Here is a 13,923-nt window from a genome sequence, read left to right on the forward strand (position 1 = left end):
GGTCACCAACTTGACCGAGTTGGCGGAAGTTCCGCTTCCGCTCACAGGAAAGCACGAAGCAGCACGAAGGGGGAACATCGTGCCAGTCCTCGCTCTCATCTCCGCGGTCCTCGTCGTCACCCTCGAGCAGTACGTCGAATGGAAGTACGGCATCGCCGGCATCATCGGCCTGCTGCTGCTCACCGTCGGCATCAAGGCCCGCAGTCCGGGCGTCAGTTCCGCCGGAGCCGTCCTGCTCGCACTGCTGATGACTCGGCCCGCACTCTGAACCACCCGTGCCTGCCGAGCCCCTGCCGAGCACCCGTAGAGCACCCGTAGAGCACCCGTAGAGCACCTGCCGAGGGGGCGGGGAGACGTCAGCTCGTGAGCCGCAACTCCGAACTGATCGTCTCCCACAACGCGTTGAACCACAGCTGGGACTGCGTCACGAAGGCGTTGTCCCGCATCCCCGCGCCCTGCTCGAACGCGAACAGCGCGGAGCGGGTGCCCTGCGCGTCGTACGTCTGAACGTTCTCCTGGTCGATCTGCGCCTCGCTGCGGGACAGCGTGTAGTAGGCGAACAGCGCCTCCACGCCGTTGAGCAGGTACAGCTTCACCGGCGGGGTGAAGGGCAGCGCCCGGAAGGAGACCCGCACGTCGATGCCGTGGGTGGCGCGCAGGGCGAGCAGATTGTGCCGGAGCACCTGCCCCTGGGCGTTGCGCATCGCCAGCCAACGCTCGTGCACGGGGTCGTCTCCGCGGCCGGCGTGACGGTCACCGTCCCGGCCGTCGTCAGGACTCCCGACCGCCACCGGGAAGGCGAGGTCGATGTTCCTGCCGGGCAGCAGGACGCGGACGTCGACCTTGGCCGGTTTCATCCGCCCGGCATGGATCCGGCGCAGCGGTTCGCCGATGGCGAGGGTGAGGGATACCGCGGTCAGACAGACGGCGTCGATCTCGACGTGCTCGGCCTCGAAGGCGGCGGCGATACGGGGTGTGAGGGCCGCCGTGGTGGGCTGGGGCGGCGCTCCCGGGCCGGTCGGCGCCCCTCCGGGGCGGCCGGCGACGGTCGCCGGGGCACCCTTGGCGACGTTGGTGAGCAACTGCTCGGACTGCAGGATGCGCAGTGCCTGGCGTACGGCACCGCGCTCGACGCCGAACTCGTCCGCGAGCTTCGCCTGAGTGGGCATGCGCTGGCCAGGTCGCAGCTCCCCGGACCTGATCCGGGCGCGCAACTCGTCGGCCACCTCGCGATGTGTCCTCTGTGGCCGCTGAGGCCTCTTCCGTCCATTGACGGGGGCGTATTCCGGGTCCACACCAAAACCCTACAACTTCTCGCCATCTTTTGGCAGTTCGATGGAAGGTGGTTATGAGCCGCATCCAAGCGGAGATAACTTAAGAGAAGTTGGTCGCCAACTTGAGCAACATGGTCGGACCTCCCAGGAGGTTGGCCATCACGGTGACAGTGGGGACCACTCCTCGAGCCGCCGACCGGGCTTCCCTTCCGGAGGGGAGCCGGGAACCCGGTCGGTCAGCACCAGCGCAACAACCACAACTGAACAGCAGGAACAGCACAGCAAGAACGGCTACGGATGCACAGACACCCGCCGGACGAGGGAGAGGAGGAGAGAGCCACACCGAGGGAGCGCGGCAGCGCTCAGAACAGGTCCGGGCACCATGGACGCCTGGACGTACGCAGCAGGGCGTCGGCCTCACGGGCGGCGCCCGCTCGTTCTTCCCGGACCCGGCCCAGCGCCGCCAGCCGCACCGCCGACTCGTCACCCAGCCACAGCGGCGCCAACTCGGAGACGTCCAGAGCCAGATCGGCGTCATCGGTGGTCGCCGCACACGTCCCGGTACCGTCCGCCGACGCCTGGAGCCGGTAGCGCCCGCCGGCCAGCCCCGCACCGTCGGCCACCTCCAGCACCAGCGACCCGGCAGCCTCGTACGTCCGGGCCTCCAGCGCCCGTACGACGTCCAGGACGCGCACCCACAGCCAGTCCGCGTACATCGTCACGACGGCGGCGCGCGGATCCGGCAGGAGGAACGGGAGCAGGTCGTCGGGGGCCCGCCAGCCGCTCTTCACCTTCACGATCCAGTCGATCGAGCACAGGTAGTGCCACAGCGCCCGCTCCGCGGCCGGGCTCACCGCGAGCAGCCAGTCCACCCGCGCCGTGTTCAACGGCTGCTTGGAATCGCCCCACGTGTCGTCCGCCGTGTAGGAGACCATGCCCTCGACCTCGCCGTCCGCCGAGCGGTACACCGCGAAGAAGGGCTCGTTCCACGGCGTGGAGGAGCGAACGGCTCCGGTGGCGGTCTTCCACCACAGGTCGGCCCGGCTGACCGCGCCCGGCTGGACCCCGCGCACCCGCTCGTGCAGCTCCGGGCCGAGCTTGCTCACGTCCTCCGCGTCCACGAGGTCCACCCGCCCACCGTCCTCCGGGCGGGACCGGCGCGGATCGAGACCGGTGCGCGGGACGTCGACGGTCCACTCGGTGGCCCAGGTGGCGGGGCCGAAGCCGTAGCGGCCGTAGATCGGGTACTCGGCGGATATGAGGGTCGCGACGACGTCCCCGCGTTCCTTGGCGGCGGCGAGGTCCTGCGCCATCATGCGGGTGAGCAGACCGCGCCGGCGGTGCGTGGGGCTGACGGTGACGTTCGATATGGCGTCGGCCTGCACGGCGGCCCCGCCGACCGCGGTGAGCTCCTGCGGGAAGGACCGGAACGTCGCGACGCAGCGGCCGCCGTCGAAGGCCCCCAGCGACCGGCCCGGCAGGAACTGCAGACGGCGTACGTCAAGAGCCTCCGGGGAAGGGGTGGGCTCCCGCAGGAACCCGATGTTCAGGGCCCGGTTCCAGTCGGCGAACTCGGTCTCGGTGATCGGGCGTACGTCGAGGTCGGTGCGGGACGTTCCGGTGCTGGGGGTCATGACTTCACGGTAGGTCGCCTCCCGAGGAGGTGTCGCGCGCTTTTCCGACCACCCCGTGGCCACGGTCCGACTGGCTTCGGCCCCGGCCGGATGCGGCCCCGGTCACCGGATGTAAACCGCCCGCCCGGCATCCGGCCCCGCCCCGCCTCACACCAGCAGGTCGTCGACCTGGGCCTCCCCCTCGCGGTACCGGCGCGCGATCTCCGCACTGCAGTCGTCGGCGGTGCGCTGCAGGAGCTGCCGGCTCCGGGACACCTGCTGCTCGTACCCCACCAGCCGCCCCATCGCGGCCGTCAGCTCCCCGTCCGTACGCGCACCCAGGTCCGAGAGCTCCACCTCGGCGAGCATCTCCGCCGCCAGCCGTCCGTACTCCTCGCTCTGCGGCGTCCCCAGGGTCACATGGCGGGCGGACGAAGGCCGGCGCACCGGGGTGTCCCGCAGGATCTCCGCCAGCCGCTCCACCACGGACGCCTCCGCCGGCGCGGTGACCGAGGACGCGCCCACCGGTGTACGCCGGGCCAGTTCCGCCCGCAGGATGTCGATCCGTCCCTGGAGCAGCCGTCGTACATAGCTGAGGTCGGCCTCGTCGCGCTGGGCGTCGCGGCGCAGCGTGCGCAACTCGGGCAGACTGCGCACGGACAGGGCCGGCTCGGGCCCCGGGTGCTCCTCGGGCGGTGGTGCCGGGCTGTCCGTGCGCTGTGCGGGCGGGCGGTGGAACTCGCGTTCCCCCACCCCTGCCCGGGCCGGCAGGACAGGCCCGGACTGCTGCCCGGTTCCTGGTGTGCTCATGTGCCTCGACCGTCCCCTCGACCGGTGTGTGCCGGCATCGTGTCACCCCTGAGGGCCGCTGTGCGACCGAGTGCTCCCGATCCGCCCCAGATGGGGGGTAAGGAGTAAAAATAGCCCGCCTGGGGGCCTGCCCGGACCACCGTCGGGCAGCTGTTCGCGGACCGGCATGATGGACGTATGCGTGCAGTGGTGCAGAGGGTGGACGGCGCGAGCGTCGTCGTGGACGGCGAGACGGTGGGGGCGATCGAGGGCGAGGGGCTGTGTGCCCTGGTCGGCGTCACCCATGAGGACACCGAGGAGAAGGCGGCCCAGCTCGCCCGAAAGCTCTGGTCGGTGCGGATGCTCCAGGACGAGAAGTCGTGCAGCGACATCGACGCCCCGCTTCTGGTGATCAGCCAGTTCACCCTTTACGGCGACGCCCGCAAGGGCCGGCGTCCCACCTGGAACGCCGCCGCCCCCGGGAGCGTCGCCGAACCGCTGGTGGACGAGGTGGTCGCCCAGCTGCGTGCGCTGGGCGCGACGGTGGCGACGGGCCGCTTCGGCGCGCGGATGCGGGTGTCGCTGACCAACGACGGCCCGTTCACCGTCCTCCTCGAGATCTGATCCACGTCACCTCCGCACATCCGCCCTGACCCGCCTCCGCCGCGGGTCGGGGCCCGCCGCGGATCGGGTCACGACGCGGATCAGGTCCCGACGCGGATCAGGGCTCGACCACGGTCTCCTGGGCCGCCGCCGTGTCCCCGGCCATCAGGCGGGCGTCGACCGGGATGTTCCGCTTGACCAGGGCGAGGGCGACCGGGCCCAGCTCGTGGTGGCGTACGGACGTGGTGACGAAGCCGATCCGGCGGCCGTCCGGACCGTCGTCGAGAAGCCGGAGGCCGGTGCCGGCCGGCGGCAGATGGACCTCGCTGCCGTCCAGGTGCAGGAAGACCATCCTGCGCGGCGGCTTGCCCAGGTTCTGGACCCGGGCGACCGTCTCCTGACCCCGGTAGCAGCCCTTCTGCAGATGCACCGCACCGCCGATCCAGCCCAGCTCGTGCGGGATGGTGCGGTGGTCGGTCTCGAAGCCGAGCCGGGGGCGGTGCTGCTCGACCCGCAGTGCCTCGTGGGCGAGGATCCCGGCGGGCGGCCCGGCCTTCCCGGCGTACGACTCCAGGTCCGCGCGGGGCAGGAACAGATCACGGCCGTACGACGTCTCCCGGACGGCGACGCCTTCGGGCGCCTCCGCGATGGAACCGGCGGGCAGGTGCACCACGGCGAAGTCCGCGGTGCGGTCGGCGGTTTCGACCCGGTAGAAGAACTTCATCGACTCCAGGTAGGCGATCAGCGCCTCCTGGGTGCCGGGTTCGACATGGGCCCAGACGGTCTCGCCGTCGTCGACGAGGTAGAGCGCGTGCTCGATGTGGCCGTTCGCGGAGAGGATCAGCGCCTCGGTGGCCTGGTGCGGCGGAAGGTCGCTGACATGCTGGGTGAGCAGCAGATGCAGCCAGCTCAGCCGCTCCGGCCCGGAGACGGTGACGACCCCGCGGTGGGACAGGTCGACGAAGCCGGTGCCTTCGGCGAGGGCACGCTGCTCGCGGAACAGGTCGCCGTAGTGGGCGGCGACGCCTTCGTCCACGCCCTCGGCGGGAACGGCGCCGGGCAGGGTCAGCAGAGGGCTCTTCATACCCCTAGCCTACGACTCGGTAGTTGAACCCTTCAGGGAACAGTCCTTACAGCGGCCGAAGATCGCGAAATGCTTCAGGTCGGTGTCGAATCCGAAGGTGTCGCGCAGCTTCGCCGTGAAGTCGGCGGCCACCTCCACGTCCGCCTCGATGACCTCGGTGCAGTCACGGCAGACGAGGTGCAGGTGGTGGTGCCGGTCGGCGAGGTGGTAGGTCGGGGCACCGTGCCCGAGGTGGGCATGACTGACCAGGCCCAGCTCCTCCAGGAGCTCCAGGGTGCGGTAGACGGTCGAGATGTTGACCCCCGACGCCGTTCTCCGCACTTCCACGAGAATGTCGTCGGGGGTCGCGTGCTCCAGCGTGTCGACGGCTTCGAGCACGAGTTGGCGCTGCGGCGTCAGTCGGTAGCCGCGCTGCCTGAGATCGCTCTTCCAGTCGGTGCTCACCACACCACGAGTCTAGAGCGCTCCCGGCCGGTTCACGGCTCGGCCGACAGAGTGCCGGTCATCAAGGCATCGGCGAGCACGCTGCGGTAGTCACGGGTCACGCGAGCGATCTCGGCATGTGCCTGGATCTTGGCGTCGAGGGCGGCGAGTGTGGCACCGATCATCGCTTGCTCGGCAGCCGGCGGCACGAGGACGGGTAGCCCGCCCACGGTGCGGATACTCAGCGACGGGATGACCGCGCCGGCCGTCCGAGCTCTGATCCAGTCCTGTGCGGCCGTCGCGCTCAGATAAGCGGTGAGATACGCGGCCGACACCCGCCTCGACTCAGGCAGCCTGAGTCGTATCAGGTTGGGGTGGAACAGCCGGCCCGCGTGTTCCCCGGTGACCAGGGCGCAGCGGCCCACGGTGCCGGTCCGGGTGAGGAGAATGTCCCCTTCGGCCAGCTCGTACTTCACCAGCGTCCGCTCCCGGTCCCGGGGGATCGCAGGGCCGGCAGCGGCTTCCTCGGTGTCGGTGACGATCCGCTGCTCCGCAAGATGGCGGGGCAGTACCAGGGGAAGCCCACCGTTCGCCCGGGTATGGCCTTTGTCCTCGGCGCGCCGGCCCGGCCCGGACTGGATGGACGCGCAGAGTTCCCGCAGGGGGCTGCACGACCATCCGACCGGCGGCACGAACTCGTCGATCGCCGTCACAGTCCGTACCTCCTCAGCCACCGAGTCGCCTGAGCGTCGGCCGCTTCCGCCTTCGCGTGCAGGGCAGTGGTCTCCTCGGTCAGTCTCGCCAGCCGATCCCAGGTCTCGGCGGTACCGGCCACACGGGCGGCCGAGGCCGAGCCGGGCGGCCTGACATACAGCGAGGGATCCAGACTGTGACCGTGATCGGCTATGTCCGGCACCGCCACCCCCCGGCTCAGGCCGGGGGTGCCCGGGAAAGGATGTCCGGCCGCCCTGGTCGTATGCCAGGACACGTACTCCCCCACCAACCGTGCGATGTCGTCATCGGTCAGGGCCCACTGGGTCCGGGTGAGCCGGTGCCCGAGGTCCTCACCCGCCACGAACAGCACCTCGGGATCCGTGGTCTCCCCGGAGCCGGCTGCTCGCAGGAACCAGATCTGCGTCTTGACGGCGGTGAGCGCGAAGAGCCCGGCAGGAAGCCCGATCACACACTCCACCGCCCCGGTTTCGACCAGCCCGGCCCGCACCGTCTCGGCAGCACCGGCGTTGAAGGAGGCCCCGGCCGGCAGCAGCACGGCAGCCCGGCCCTCCGGAGCAAGGCGCGAGACGATGTACTGCAGCCAGTCGAACTCGGTCCGTCGGGCAGTGCCGAAGGTCCAGTACGGGGGCGGCGCCACGTTCTCCAGACGTCGGCCGAAGGGCGGGTTGGTCAACAGCACGTCGAAGGCGCCGGGAGGATCGGCGAAGGGGTCGTGCGCCGGGGTGAACGGTCCTTCGCCGAGCCTTAGGGCCAAACCGTGGTGGACCCGCAGGTTCATTTCCGCCACCTGCCGTTCCAGGGGCTCGGGCACCCGGCCGCCGACCTGGGGCGGTGCGCTGCCGGCCTGCGTGGCGACCGCGTCCAGGTAGGCCACGAGCAGCTCTCCGGTACGGCCGTACGGATCGTGCACGCGCACCGCCCCGGGCCGTACGGCTGCCAGCGCCCCGGCCATGACCCGGCTCACGGAGGGCGGGGTGAAGAAAGCGCCGCCCTCGCGCGCCTGCGCGGCTCGCCACAGCACCAGTACGTGGTCGAACGCCGCGCGACCCTCCTGTACGGAGCCCACGGAGGTACGGCCGAGCGTGTCGGTGAGCGTGGCCAGTAGATGACGGGGAACCAATTTCTCCGAAAGGTCGTAGTCACGTACCGCCCCGCGGAAGCTGTCCACGGCCTTGGCCAGGCCTTTTCCGGGTTCCACGACCTGGTTCAGGACGAGGTACAGCAGCCACAGGAGATATCGGTCCAGCGGCATGGGCCCCCGCAGCCGGTCCGCTTCCGGTCCCGCGAGCCGCACGGCCGCCCGAAGCAGCCCGCCTGCCATGCCCCCGGTCAGGCCCGCGCGGAACCGGTCGCCGTAGGTCGTCCCCGCCGGCTCACCCGCACGCAGGGCGTTCACGGCAATGGTCCTTCCGGAGAGCCAGGCCAACAACTCGTCAGCGCGGAATCGCTCGCTCTCGGCGCCGACTGCTTCGCCGCCTCCGATGTCGACGGTCACAGGTCGGGGAAAGTCCGCGTGCCGACGCTCCCAGTTGGTGACGGCGGGGCGTTTGACTCCCGTGAGCCGCGCGATGTCGGGCCGGGAGACGAGCACCTCGGCGAACTCCGCTTCAGCACCCGTGCCGGGCCGTCGTGCGTCGAAGTCCGTCACAGCCGCTTCCTCCATCAGAATCGCGGCGGTCTGGCGCCGTGCAGGACATCCGCCCGGCCGGCAAGCACGGCCGGGAACCGGTCCATGGCCTTTGACTCCTTGGCCAACTCCAGACTCAGGTACCCGAGCACTCGGTAGATGGTGGCATGGTCGGCGGAGAGGTGCCGGTGGTGAACCGGTTCGTGGTGCATGACCCGGTTGCGGAGCAGGACCAACGAGGTCAGTTCACGGTAGAGGCTGTCACGGCGTCCGCGGTAATGCGGAAACGCCGAGTGCAGAACGGGCACCCAGAAGCGCCGGTCATAGCCCGAACCATGGCTGAGCAGCGAGACCCAGAAACCGAAGGACAGCTCCGCCACCACGTCGTCCGGCGTAATCCGACTCAGGCGCCGTCCGCAGGTGCGGCGAGCATCGTTCACGAGCTTGTGCCCACGCTCGTTCAACGGCGCCACCATCCACCAGTCCGGTCTGCCGTGATACCGCGCGAGCGCGTTGTGCAGGGCATTGCGCAGCGCCAGTTCCAGGCAGTGCAAGGGGCCGAGCAGGGCGGCGGATGCCTCGATGTTCCACCAGTACAGGCGTTCGGCGGCCAGGGCGTCGCCGTGCACGGCGCGAATGTACCGTCGCAGTCGCGGTAAGGACAGGTCGCGCAGCATCCATTCGGGCAGGCGATTGGTCATAGTTTCCCCCCAGCGCCTCATTGTGTGCGCTGTGCTAGTGTGGCCGGTGAACGTTCTGGGCCCGCCTCTGCACTGCAAGCCACCCAGAACACAGCATCCGGAGCCCCGGTCGCAGAAGTAGTGCGACCGGGGCTCCGCGCGTTCGCGAAGTCCCGCGACTCGCTCCACGGAGACATCGACACTGTAGCCACACCCCGTCCCCCACTACAAACGCATTGCTGTGCGGCGCTTTTTGTTAACCCTCATCAGGCGGGCATCGCTCCATCGGAACACCACGCACCACACCCCCCGGACCACGGCGGTCACGGGGGATGTGAAGGGCTCGGTAAGGAGCGGGGCTCACTTGAAGAAGGCGATCCCGTCGTCCGGCATGTCGTCGGGCAGGGCCTTGGCCCAGCGCTCGACGTCCTCGGGGGTGACGACCTTCTTCAGGTGCGCCGACATGTAGGGGCGCAGCTCGACCTCGGGGGTCTGCTTCTCGCCGACCCACATCAGGTCGCTCTTGACGTAGCCGTACAGCCGCTTGCCGCCGCTGTAGGGCCGGGCGGCCGCGGTGCGCGCGACGGCGTCCGTCACCAGGTCGATCTGCGGCTTCTGGTCGGCCAGCTCGCCGTACCAGATCTCGATGACGCCGTCGTCGCGGATCATCGTGACCTCGACCTTGCGGTCGGAGTCGATCCGCCAGAAGCCGTGCTCGGACTCGAGCGGCCGTACCTTGCCGCCGTTCTCGTCGAGCACCCAGCTGCGGGAGGCGTATTCCAGGAAGTCCCGGCCGTCGTGAGTGAAGGAGACCTCCTGCCCGAAGTTGCACTTCTCGGAGCCGGGGAAGTCGTGCACGCCTGCGCCCGCCCAGTCGCCGAGCAGGAAGGCGAGCGGTACGAGGCCCTTGTGGAGGTCGGACGGGATCTCGATCATCAGTGACAGTTCCTGGACGTGGTCGGGCAGGGTCAGCGCTGGCCCTGGTACAGCTTCTTCACGGCCAGCCCGGTGAAGGCGAGAACGCCGACGGCGACCAGGACCAGCAGGGCTTCGTAGAAGAGAACCACGGGATGCTCCTTGAGCGGGGATGCGGTGCATTACGTGTGCACAGGGCGGCCCCCAGCTTACGCGGCCGGGCCCCGGCCCCGGCCTGCACCCATCCGGTGGCGGGGATGGCGGTGGGGATGGAGGTGGGGCCGGTGGTCCGGGTGGAGACCGGGACCGGTGGCCGGCCCGGCGACGGGCTCTCAGGTACGGGCTCTCAGGTACGGGCAGGACGGTGGTGACTACGATCCGGGTATGGCGAAGAAGCTCGTGATCAAGGTGACCGCCGGGGCCGACGCCCCGGAACGCTGCTCGCAGGCCTTCACGGTGGCGGCGGTGGCCGTGGCCAGCGGGGTGGATGTCTCGCTGTGGCTCACCGGGGAGTCGGCGTGGTTCGCGCTGCCGGGCAAGGCCGCGGAGTTCGAGCTGCCGCACGCGGCGCCGCTGCCGGACCTGCTGGACTCGATCGTCGCGGGGGGCCGTCTCACCCTGTGCACCCAGTGCGCGGCGCGCCGGGACATCACGGAGAAGGACGTCATCGAGGGCGTACGCATCGCGGGCGCGCAGGTCTTCGTGCAGGAGGCACTGGCGGACGACACGCAGGCGCTCGTCTACTGAGCGACCCGCGTCCACAGGCAGAAGGGATGTCCCGAGGGATCGAGCAGTACGCGTACGTCGTCCTGGGGCTGCTGCTCGGCGAGCCGGGCACCCTCGGCCACGGCCCGCGCGGTCTCCGCCGTCAGGTCGTCGACCTCGATGTCGAGGTGCAGCATCATCTGCTGGTCGCCCGGGTTCCTGGTCGGCCGGACGGGCGGTACGTACTCGGGTTCCGTCTCGAAGGCCGGCGACGTCCCCTCCGTGCCGGGCGGGGGCAGATGAGTATCCAGTGCTGTTCCTCGGCGCGTACCTCGTAGCCCAGCAGCCGCGGGTAGAAGCCGGCGAGTTCGTGGGCGTCGTGCGCGTCGAGCACGACGGTGGACAGCTTCGTCGGGGACATGGCCGTCTTTCTAGCGCGGCCGTTTCTTCCCGTCCAGCTCGTCCCACCACGCGTCGGACTCGGCGTCGCCCGAGGGATCGTCCCACCAGCGGTCGTCGGGGCCTCGCCGGTTGGCGACCATGGCGGCGAACGGCGGGATGATCATGGCCACCACGCACATGCCCACGGCCACCGGGACCGACCAGAGCCGCACGACGGCGCAGGCCAGGACGAAGAGCACGATGCACGTGCCCATCATGACGAAGTAGGCATGCCGCCTGCGCGCGTACATACCTCCAGCGTAGAACCGGAACCGCAGGCACGCAGGTACGCAGGCACGCGGACATGCCGGAGGGCCGCATCCCCGGTGCCGGTGCCGGTGGCCGGTGTCCGGCCCGGGGGATGCGGCCCTTCGAAGAGCCCTCAGACCGCGATGGCGACCTCGGCCAGACCACCCTGCTGGGCGACGACCGTGCGGTCGGCGGTGCCGCCGGGCACCAGGGCGCGGACCGTCCAGGTGCCCTCCGCCGCGTAGAAGCGGAACTGCCCGGTCGCGGAGGTCGGAACCTCCGCGGTGAACTCTCCGGTCGAGTCCAGCAGACGGACGTAGCCCGTCACCGGCTCGCCGTCACGGGTCAGATGACCCTGGATGGTGGTCTCGCCGGGCTTGATCGTCGAGGCGTCCGGGCCGCCGGCCTTCGCACCGCACATGGCGTACTCCTGAGCTGGTCTAGTGGTCTGGTCGGGGTCGGTTCGGGTCGTGGTGCGGGCGAGGGCCTACTTGGCGGGGCCGAGCTCGATCGGCACGCCGACGAGGGAGCCGTACTCGGTCCAGGAGCCGTCGTAGTTCTTGACGTTCTCCACGCCCAGCAGCTCGTGCAGCACGAACCAGGAGATCGCGGAGCGCTCACCGATGCGGCACAGCGCGATGGTGTCCTTGGACAGGTCGATCTCCTCGTCCTCGTAGAGCGCCTTGAGCTCGTCGTCGGACTTGAAGGTGCCGTCGTCGTTGGCGTTCTTGGACCACGGGATGTTGCGGGAGGTCGGCACGTGGCCGGGGCGCTGCGACTGCTCCTGCGGCAGGTGCGCCGGGGCGTTCAGCTTGCCGGAGAACTCGTCGGGCGAGCGCACGTCGACGATGTTCTGCGCGCCGATGGCGTCCACGACCTCGTCGCGGAAGGCGCGGATGGACAGGTCCTGCGGCTTGGCCTTGTACTCGGTCTTCGCCCGCTGGGGCACCTCGTCGCCGGCAACCAGTTCTCGGGCGTCCAGCTCCCACTTCTTGCGTCCGCCGTCGAGGAGCTTGACGTTCTCGTGGCCGTACAGCTTGAAGTACCAGTAAGCGTACGCGGCGAACCAGTTGTTGTTGCCGCCGTAGAGGATCACCGTGTGGTCGTTGGAGATGCCCTTCTCCGACAGGAGCTTCTCGAAGCCCTCCTGGTCGACGAAGTCACGGCGGACCGGGTCCTGGAGGTCCTTGGTCCAGTCGATCCGGATGGCGTTCTTGATGTGGTTCTTCTCGTACGCGGTGGTGTCCTCGTCCACCTCGACGATGGCGATGGTCGGGTCGTCCAGGTGTTCCTGGACCCAGTCGGCGTCGACCAGTACGTCGTGACGGCTCATGCTTTTGTCTCCTCCGGGGCAGTTGCGGCGAGGCGTGCGGGTGTGCGGGTGCGCGGCGCTCCTGCGGGAGCGGGCGCACGGATGCCCCTCGGCGGGGCGAGGCGGGGATGCGGGCGGCGGGGCGCCCGCTCAGAAAGGTCGACAGAGCATGGCGGCGACGCGGCAGAGGTCCACTGCCCGCCGCTTCGTGAGATCCGCCTGTCCCCGCGCTCGGAGGACGCTCGTCTGACACTGCATGCCGTCGATCGTAAGGAGGGCAGGGCGGACATGTCACCGCCGTGTCGCATACTGAGACAAGATTGTCCGCATTATGGGATCATAGGAGGGGCGGACCCACTCCCGTCCACCCCGGACCCGACTGCGCCCGCCCTCACATCTGCTCTGCGGACGCCTCCGTCTCGCCTGTCGGACACCCTGGGTCCACCGAGGCCCCTCGGAGGGCGAAGTGGTCCTGCCGACCGTCTACCTACCCGGCAAGCCGGACGTCGGAACCCCGCACGGTGATGTCGACGCCGGACTTCCCCGCCTCGACCTTGTCGAGTTCGATCCCGCCGGGCAGGCCGTCGATCCGCTGCTCGAAGTCGGTGATCGCCCGCACCCGCGCCTCGGCCATCTCGACGCCGCCGAACGAGGGCAGCGCGTCCGCGTCGACCCGCACGGTGTCGCCGTCCACGACGGTCACGGAGCTGAGGACGGAGACCGGCTCGGGCAGCTTGGTGCCGAGCACGGTGGCCTCCACCGCGACCTCGATCTTCCCGTTGCCGCCGTCGGAGAGGCCGACGATGCTCGCGGTGACACCGGGGCCGACCTGGGTGGACTCGGACGTGGCGGTCTTGAGCAGCTCGTCGTAGGTCACGCTCGCGGTACCGGTCGCGTCGGCGGCGGTGGCGGAGCCGAAGTCGCCGGAGAACTCCACGCCCTTCATGTCGGCGCGCAGGTCCTCGATCCGGATGTTCTGCTTGCCGTCGCCGGCGCCGGCCTCGTACTCCTGGATTCCGATCCGCACCTCGTCGAGGGAGCCGCCGGCGAGCTGGGTGAGGAAGGGGAAACCGTTGATGGACACGTCGGGGGTGGCGCTGAGGTTCTCGCTCGACTTGAGCCGGTCGGCCACCTCGCCCTCCGCGAAGTTGACCGCGAGGCGGTCCACGATCACGAAGATGCCGCCCAGGATCACGGCGATGATCAGCAGTATTCGCAATGCGCGCATGCGGTTGGTTCCCCACCTAGGTGCGTTTCGACGACAGTCCCCGACGACCGGGCAGCCGTCCTGCGCGAGAGTAACCCGCACGGCAAGGAGAACCCCGGGATTGTTGATCAGCTGTGACAGGCGCCCGGAACGGGTCTCCCCCGCCGACGGTCGTCGGCGGGGGAGACGGGACAAGAGACAAGGGCAGAGGGCGGGAGCGGAGGGCGGGGCCGGGGCCGGGGCGGGAGCGGAGGGCGGGGCCGGGG

At 69.9% G+C, this 13,923-nt stretch carries 17 protein-coding genes and 1 pseudogene; 3 read left to right on the plus strand and 15 right to left on the minus strand.

Annotated features, from left to right (window positions below; all coding sequences use genetic code 11):
- Positions 1-79: 79 nt before the first annotated feature.
- A complete protein-coding gene (locus tag V4Y04_RS17170) occupies positions 80-268 on the plus strand; it encodes a hypothetical protein (RefSeq protein ID WP_332428999.1) in 189 nt (62 codons plus the stop codon).
- Positions 269-356: 88 nt separating this feature from the next.
- Here the strand turns inward: V4Y04_RS17170 and V4Y04_RS17175 are convergent, their stop codons facing one another.
- From V4Y04_RS17175 to V4Y04_RS17185, 3 genes are all read right to left on the minus strand, one after another.
- Entirely contained in the window at positions 357-1,295 is a 939-nt protein-coding gene (locus V4Y04_RS17175) for a FadR/GntR family transcriptional regulator (RefSeq protein ID WP_332429001.1), read from the minus strand.
- Positions 1,296-1,636: 341 nt separating this feature from the next.
- Entirely contained in the window at positions 1,637-2,908 is a 1,272-nt protein-coding gene (locus V4Y04_RS17180; RefSeq protein WP_332429003.1) for a GNAT family N-acetyltransferase, read from the minus strand.
- Positions 2,909-3,055: 147 nt separating this feature from the next.
- Positions 3,056-3,697: an RsiG family protein gene (locus tag V4Y04_RS17185; RefSeq protein WP_332429005.1), complete on the minus strand. Its 642-nt coding sequence runs from the start codon at positions 3,695-3,697 to the stop codon at positions 3,056-3,058.
- A gap of 177 nt (positions 3,698-3,874) precedes the next feature.
- Here V4Y04_RS17185 and dtd point away from each other — a divergent pair, with 177 nt between their 5' ends.
- Positions 3,875-4,300: a D-aminoacyl-tRNA deacylase gene (gene dtd, locus V4Y04_RS17190; RefSeq protein WP_332429006.1), complete on the plus strand. Its 426-nt coding sequence runs from the start codon at positions 3,875-3,877 to the stop codon at positions 4,298-4,300.
- A 97-nt stretch (positions 4,301-4,397) separates the two neighbouring features.
- Here the strand turns inward: dtd and ygfZ are convergent, their stop codons facing one another.
- The 6 genes from ygfZ to V4Y04_RS17220 form a co-directional block, all read right to left on the minus strand.
- The gene (ygfZ, locus tag V4Y04_RS17195) at positions 4,398-5,363 is read right to left on the minus strand and encodes a CAF17-like 4Fe-4S cluster assembly/insertion protein YgfZ (RefSeq protein ID WP_332429007.1); all 966 of its coding nucleotides are present in this window, start codon (positions 5,361-5,363) and stop codon (positions 4,398-4,400) included.
- Between the two features lie 9 nt (positions 5,364-5,372).
- Positions 5,373-5,810, minus strand: coding sequence for a Fur family transcriptional regulator (locus V4Y04_RS17200; RefSeq protein WP_332429009.1), 438 nt, complete (start codon positions 5,808-5,810; stop codon positions 5,373-5,375).
- A gap of 29 nt (positions 5,811-5,839) precedes the next feature.
- Positions 5,840-6,499 carry a restriction endonuclease subunit S gene (locus tag V4Y04_RS17205; RefSeq protein ID WP_332429011.1) on the minus strand — a complete coding sequence of 220 codons (660 nt, stop codon included), beginning with the start codon at positions 6,497-6,499 and terminating at the stop codon, positions 5,840-5,842.
- A complete protein-coding gene (locus tag V4Y04_RS17210) occupies positions 6,496-8,169 on the minus strand; it encodes an N-6 DNA methylase (protein ID WP_332429012.1) in 1,674 nt (557 codons plus the stop codon). Before V4Y04_RS17210 ends, V4Y04_RS17205 begins: the two co-directional genes overlap by 4 nt.
- A gap of 14 nt (positions 8,170-8,183) precedes the next feature.
- The gene (locus V4Y04_RS17215; protein ID WP_332429013.1) at positions 8,184-8,777 is read right to left on the minus strand and encodes a hypothetical protein; all 594 of its coding nucleotides are present in this window, start codon (positions 8,775-8,777) and stop codon (positions 8,184-8,186) included.
- A gap of 411 nt (positions 8,778-9,188) precedes the next feature.
- On the minus strand, positions 9,189-9,764 hold the full coding sequence (locus V4Y04_RS17220) for an FABP family protein (protein ID WP_332429015.1): 576 nt from the start codon (positions 9,762-9,764) through the stop codon (positions 9,189-9,191).
- Positions 9,765-10,127: 363 nt separating this feature from the next.
- Between V4Y04_RS17220 and V4Y04_RS17225 the strand changes: the two genes are divergently transcribed.
- A complete protein-coding gene (locus V4Y04_RS17225; protein WP_332429017.1) occupies positions 10,128-10,490 on the plus strand; it encodes a DsrE family protein in 363 nt (120 codons plus the stop codon).
- On the opposite strand, the pseudogene V4Y04_RS17230 reads toward V4Y04_RS17225, so the two are convergent.
- The 6 genes and pseudogenes from V4Y04_RS17230 to V4Y04_RS17255 all read right to left on the minus strand — a co-directional run bounded on the left by V4Y04_RS17230 (position 10,484) and on the right by V4Y04_RS17255 (position 13,678).
- Positions 10,484-10,869: pseudogene (locus V4Y04_RS17230) on the minus strand (VOC family protein). The gene V4Y04_RS17225 and the pseudogene V4Y04_RS17230 overlap by 7 nt on opposite strands.
- A 10-nt stretch (positions 10,870-10,879) precedes the next feature.
- Positions 10,880-11,140 carry a DUF3099 domain-containing protein gene (locus V4Y04_RS17240; protein ID WP_332429019.1) on the minus strand — a complete coding sequence of 87 codons (261 nt, stop codon included), beginning with the start codon at positions 11,138-11,140 and terminating at the stop codon, positions 10,880-10,882.
- A 131-nt stretch (positions 11,141-11,271) separates the two neighbouring features.
- A complete protein-coding gene (locus V4Y04_RS17245; RefSeq protein ID WP_055606626.1) occupies positions 11,272-11,559 on the minus strand; it encodes a DUF1416 domain-containing protein in 288 nt (95 codons plus the stop codon).
- 66 nt (positions 11,560-11,625) lie between these two features.
- Positions 11,626-12,471, minus strand: a complete 846-nt coding sequence (locus V4Y04_RS17250) for a sulfurtransferase (protein WP_332429021.1) — start codon at positions 12,469-12,471, stop codon at positions 11,626-11,628.
- Positions 12,472-12,600: 129 nt separating this feature from the next.
- Positions 12,601-12,708, minus strand: coding sequence for an Ms5788A family Cys-rich leader peptide (locus V4Y04_RS37775; RefSeq protein ID WP_350849312.1), 108 nt, complete (start codon positions 12,706-12,708; stop codon positions 12,601-12,603).
- Between the two features lie 229 nt (positions 12,709-12,937).
- Positions 12,938-13,678: an LmeA family phospholipid-binding protein gene (locus V4Y04_RS17255; protein ID WP_332429023.1), complete on the minus strand. Its 741-nt coding sequence runs from the start codon at positions 13,676-13,678 to the stop codon at positions 12,938-12,940.
- Positions 13,679-13,923: the final 245 nt, after the last annotated feature.

The sequence above is a fragment of the Streptomyces sp. P9-A2 genome (assembly GCF_036634175.1).
GTDB lineage: Bacteria > Actinomycetota > Actinomycetes > Streptomycetales > Streptomycetaceae > Streptomyces > Streptomyces pratens.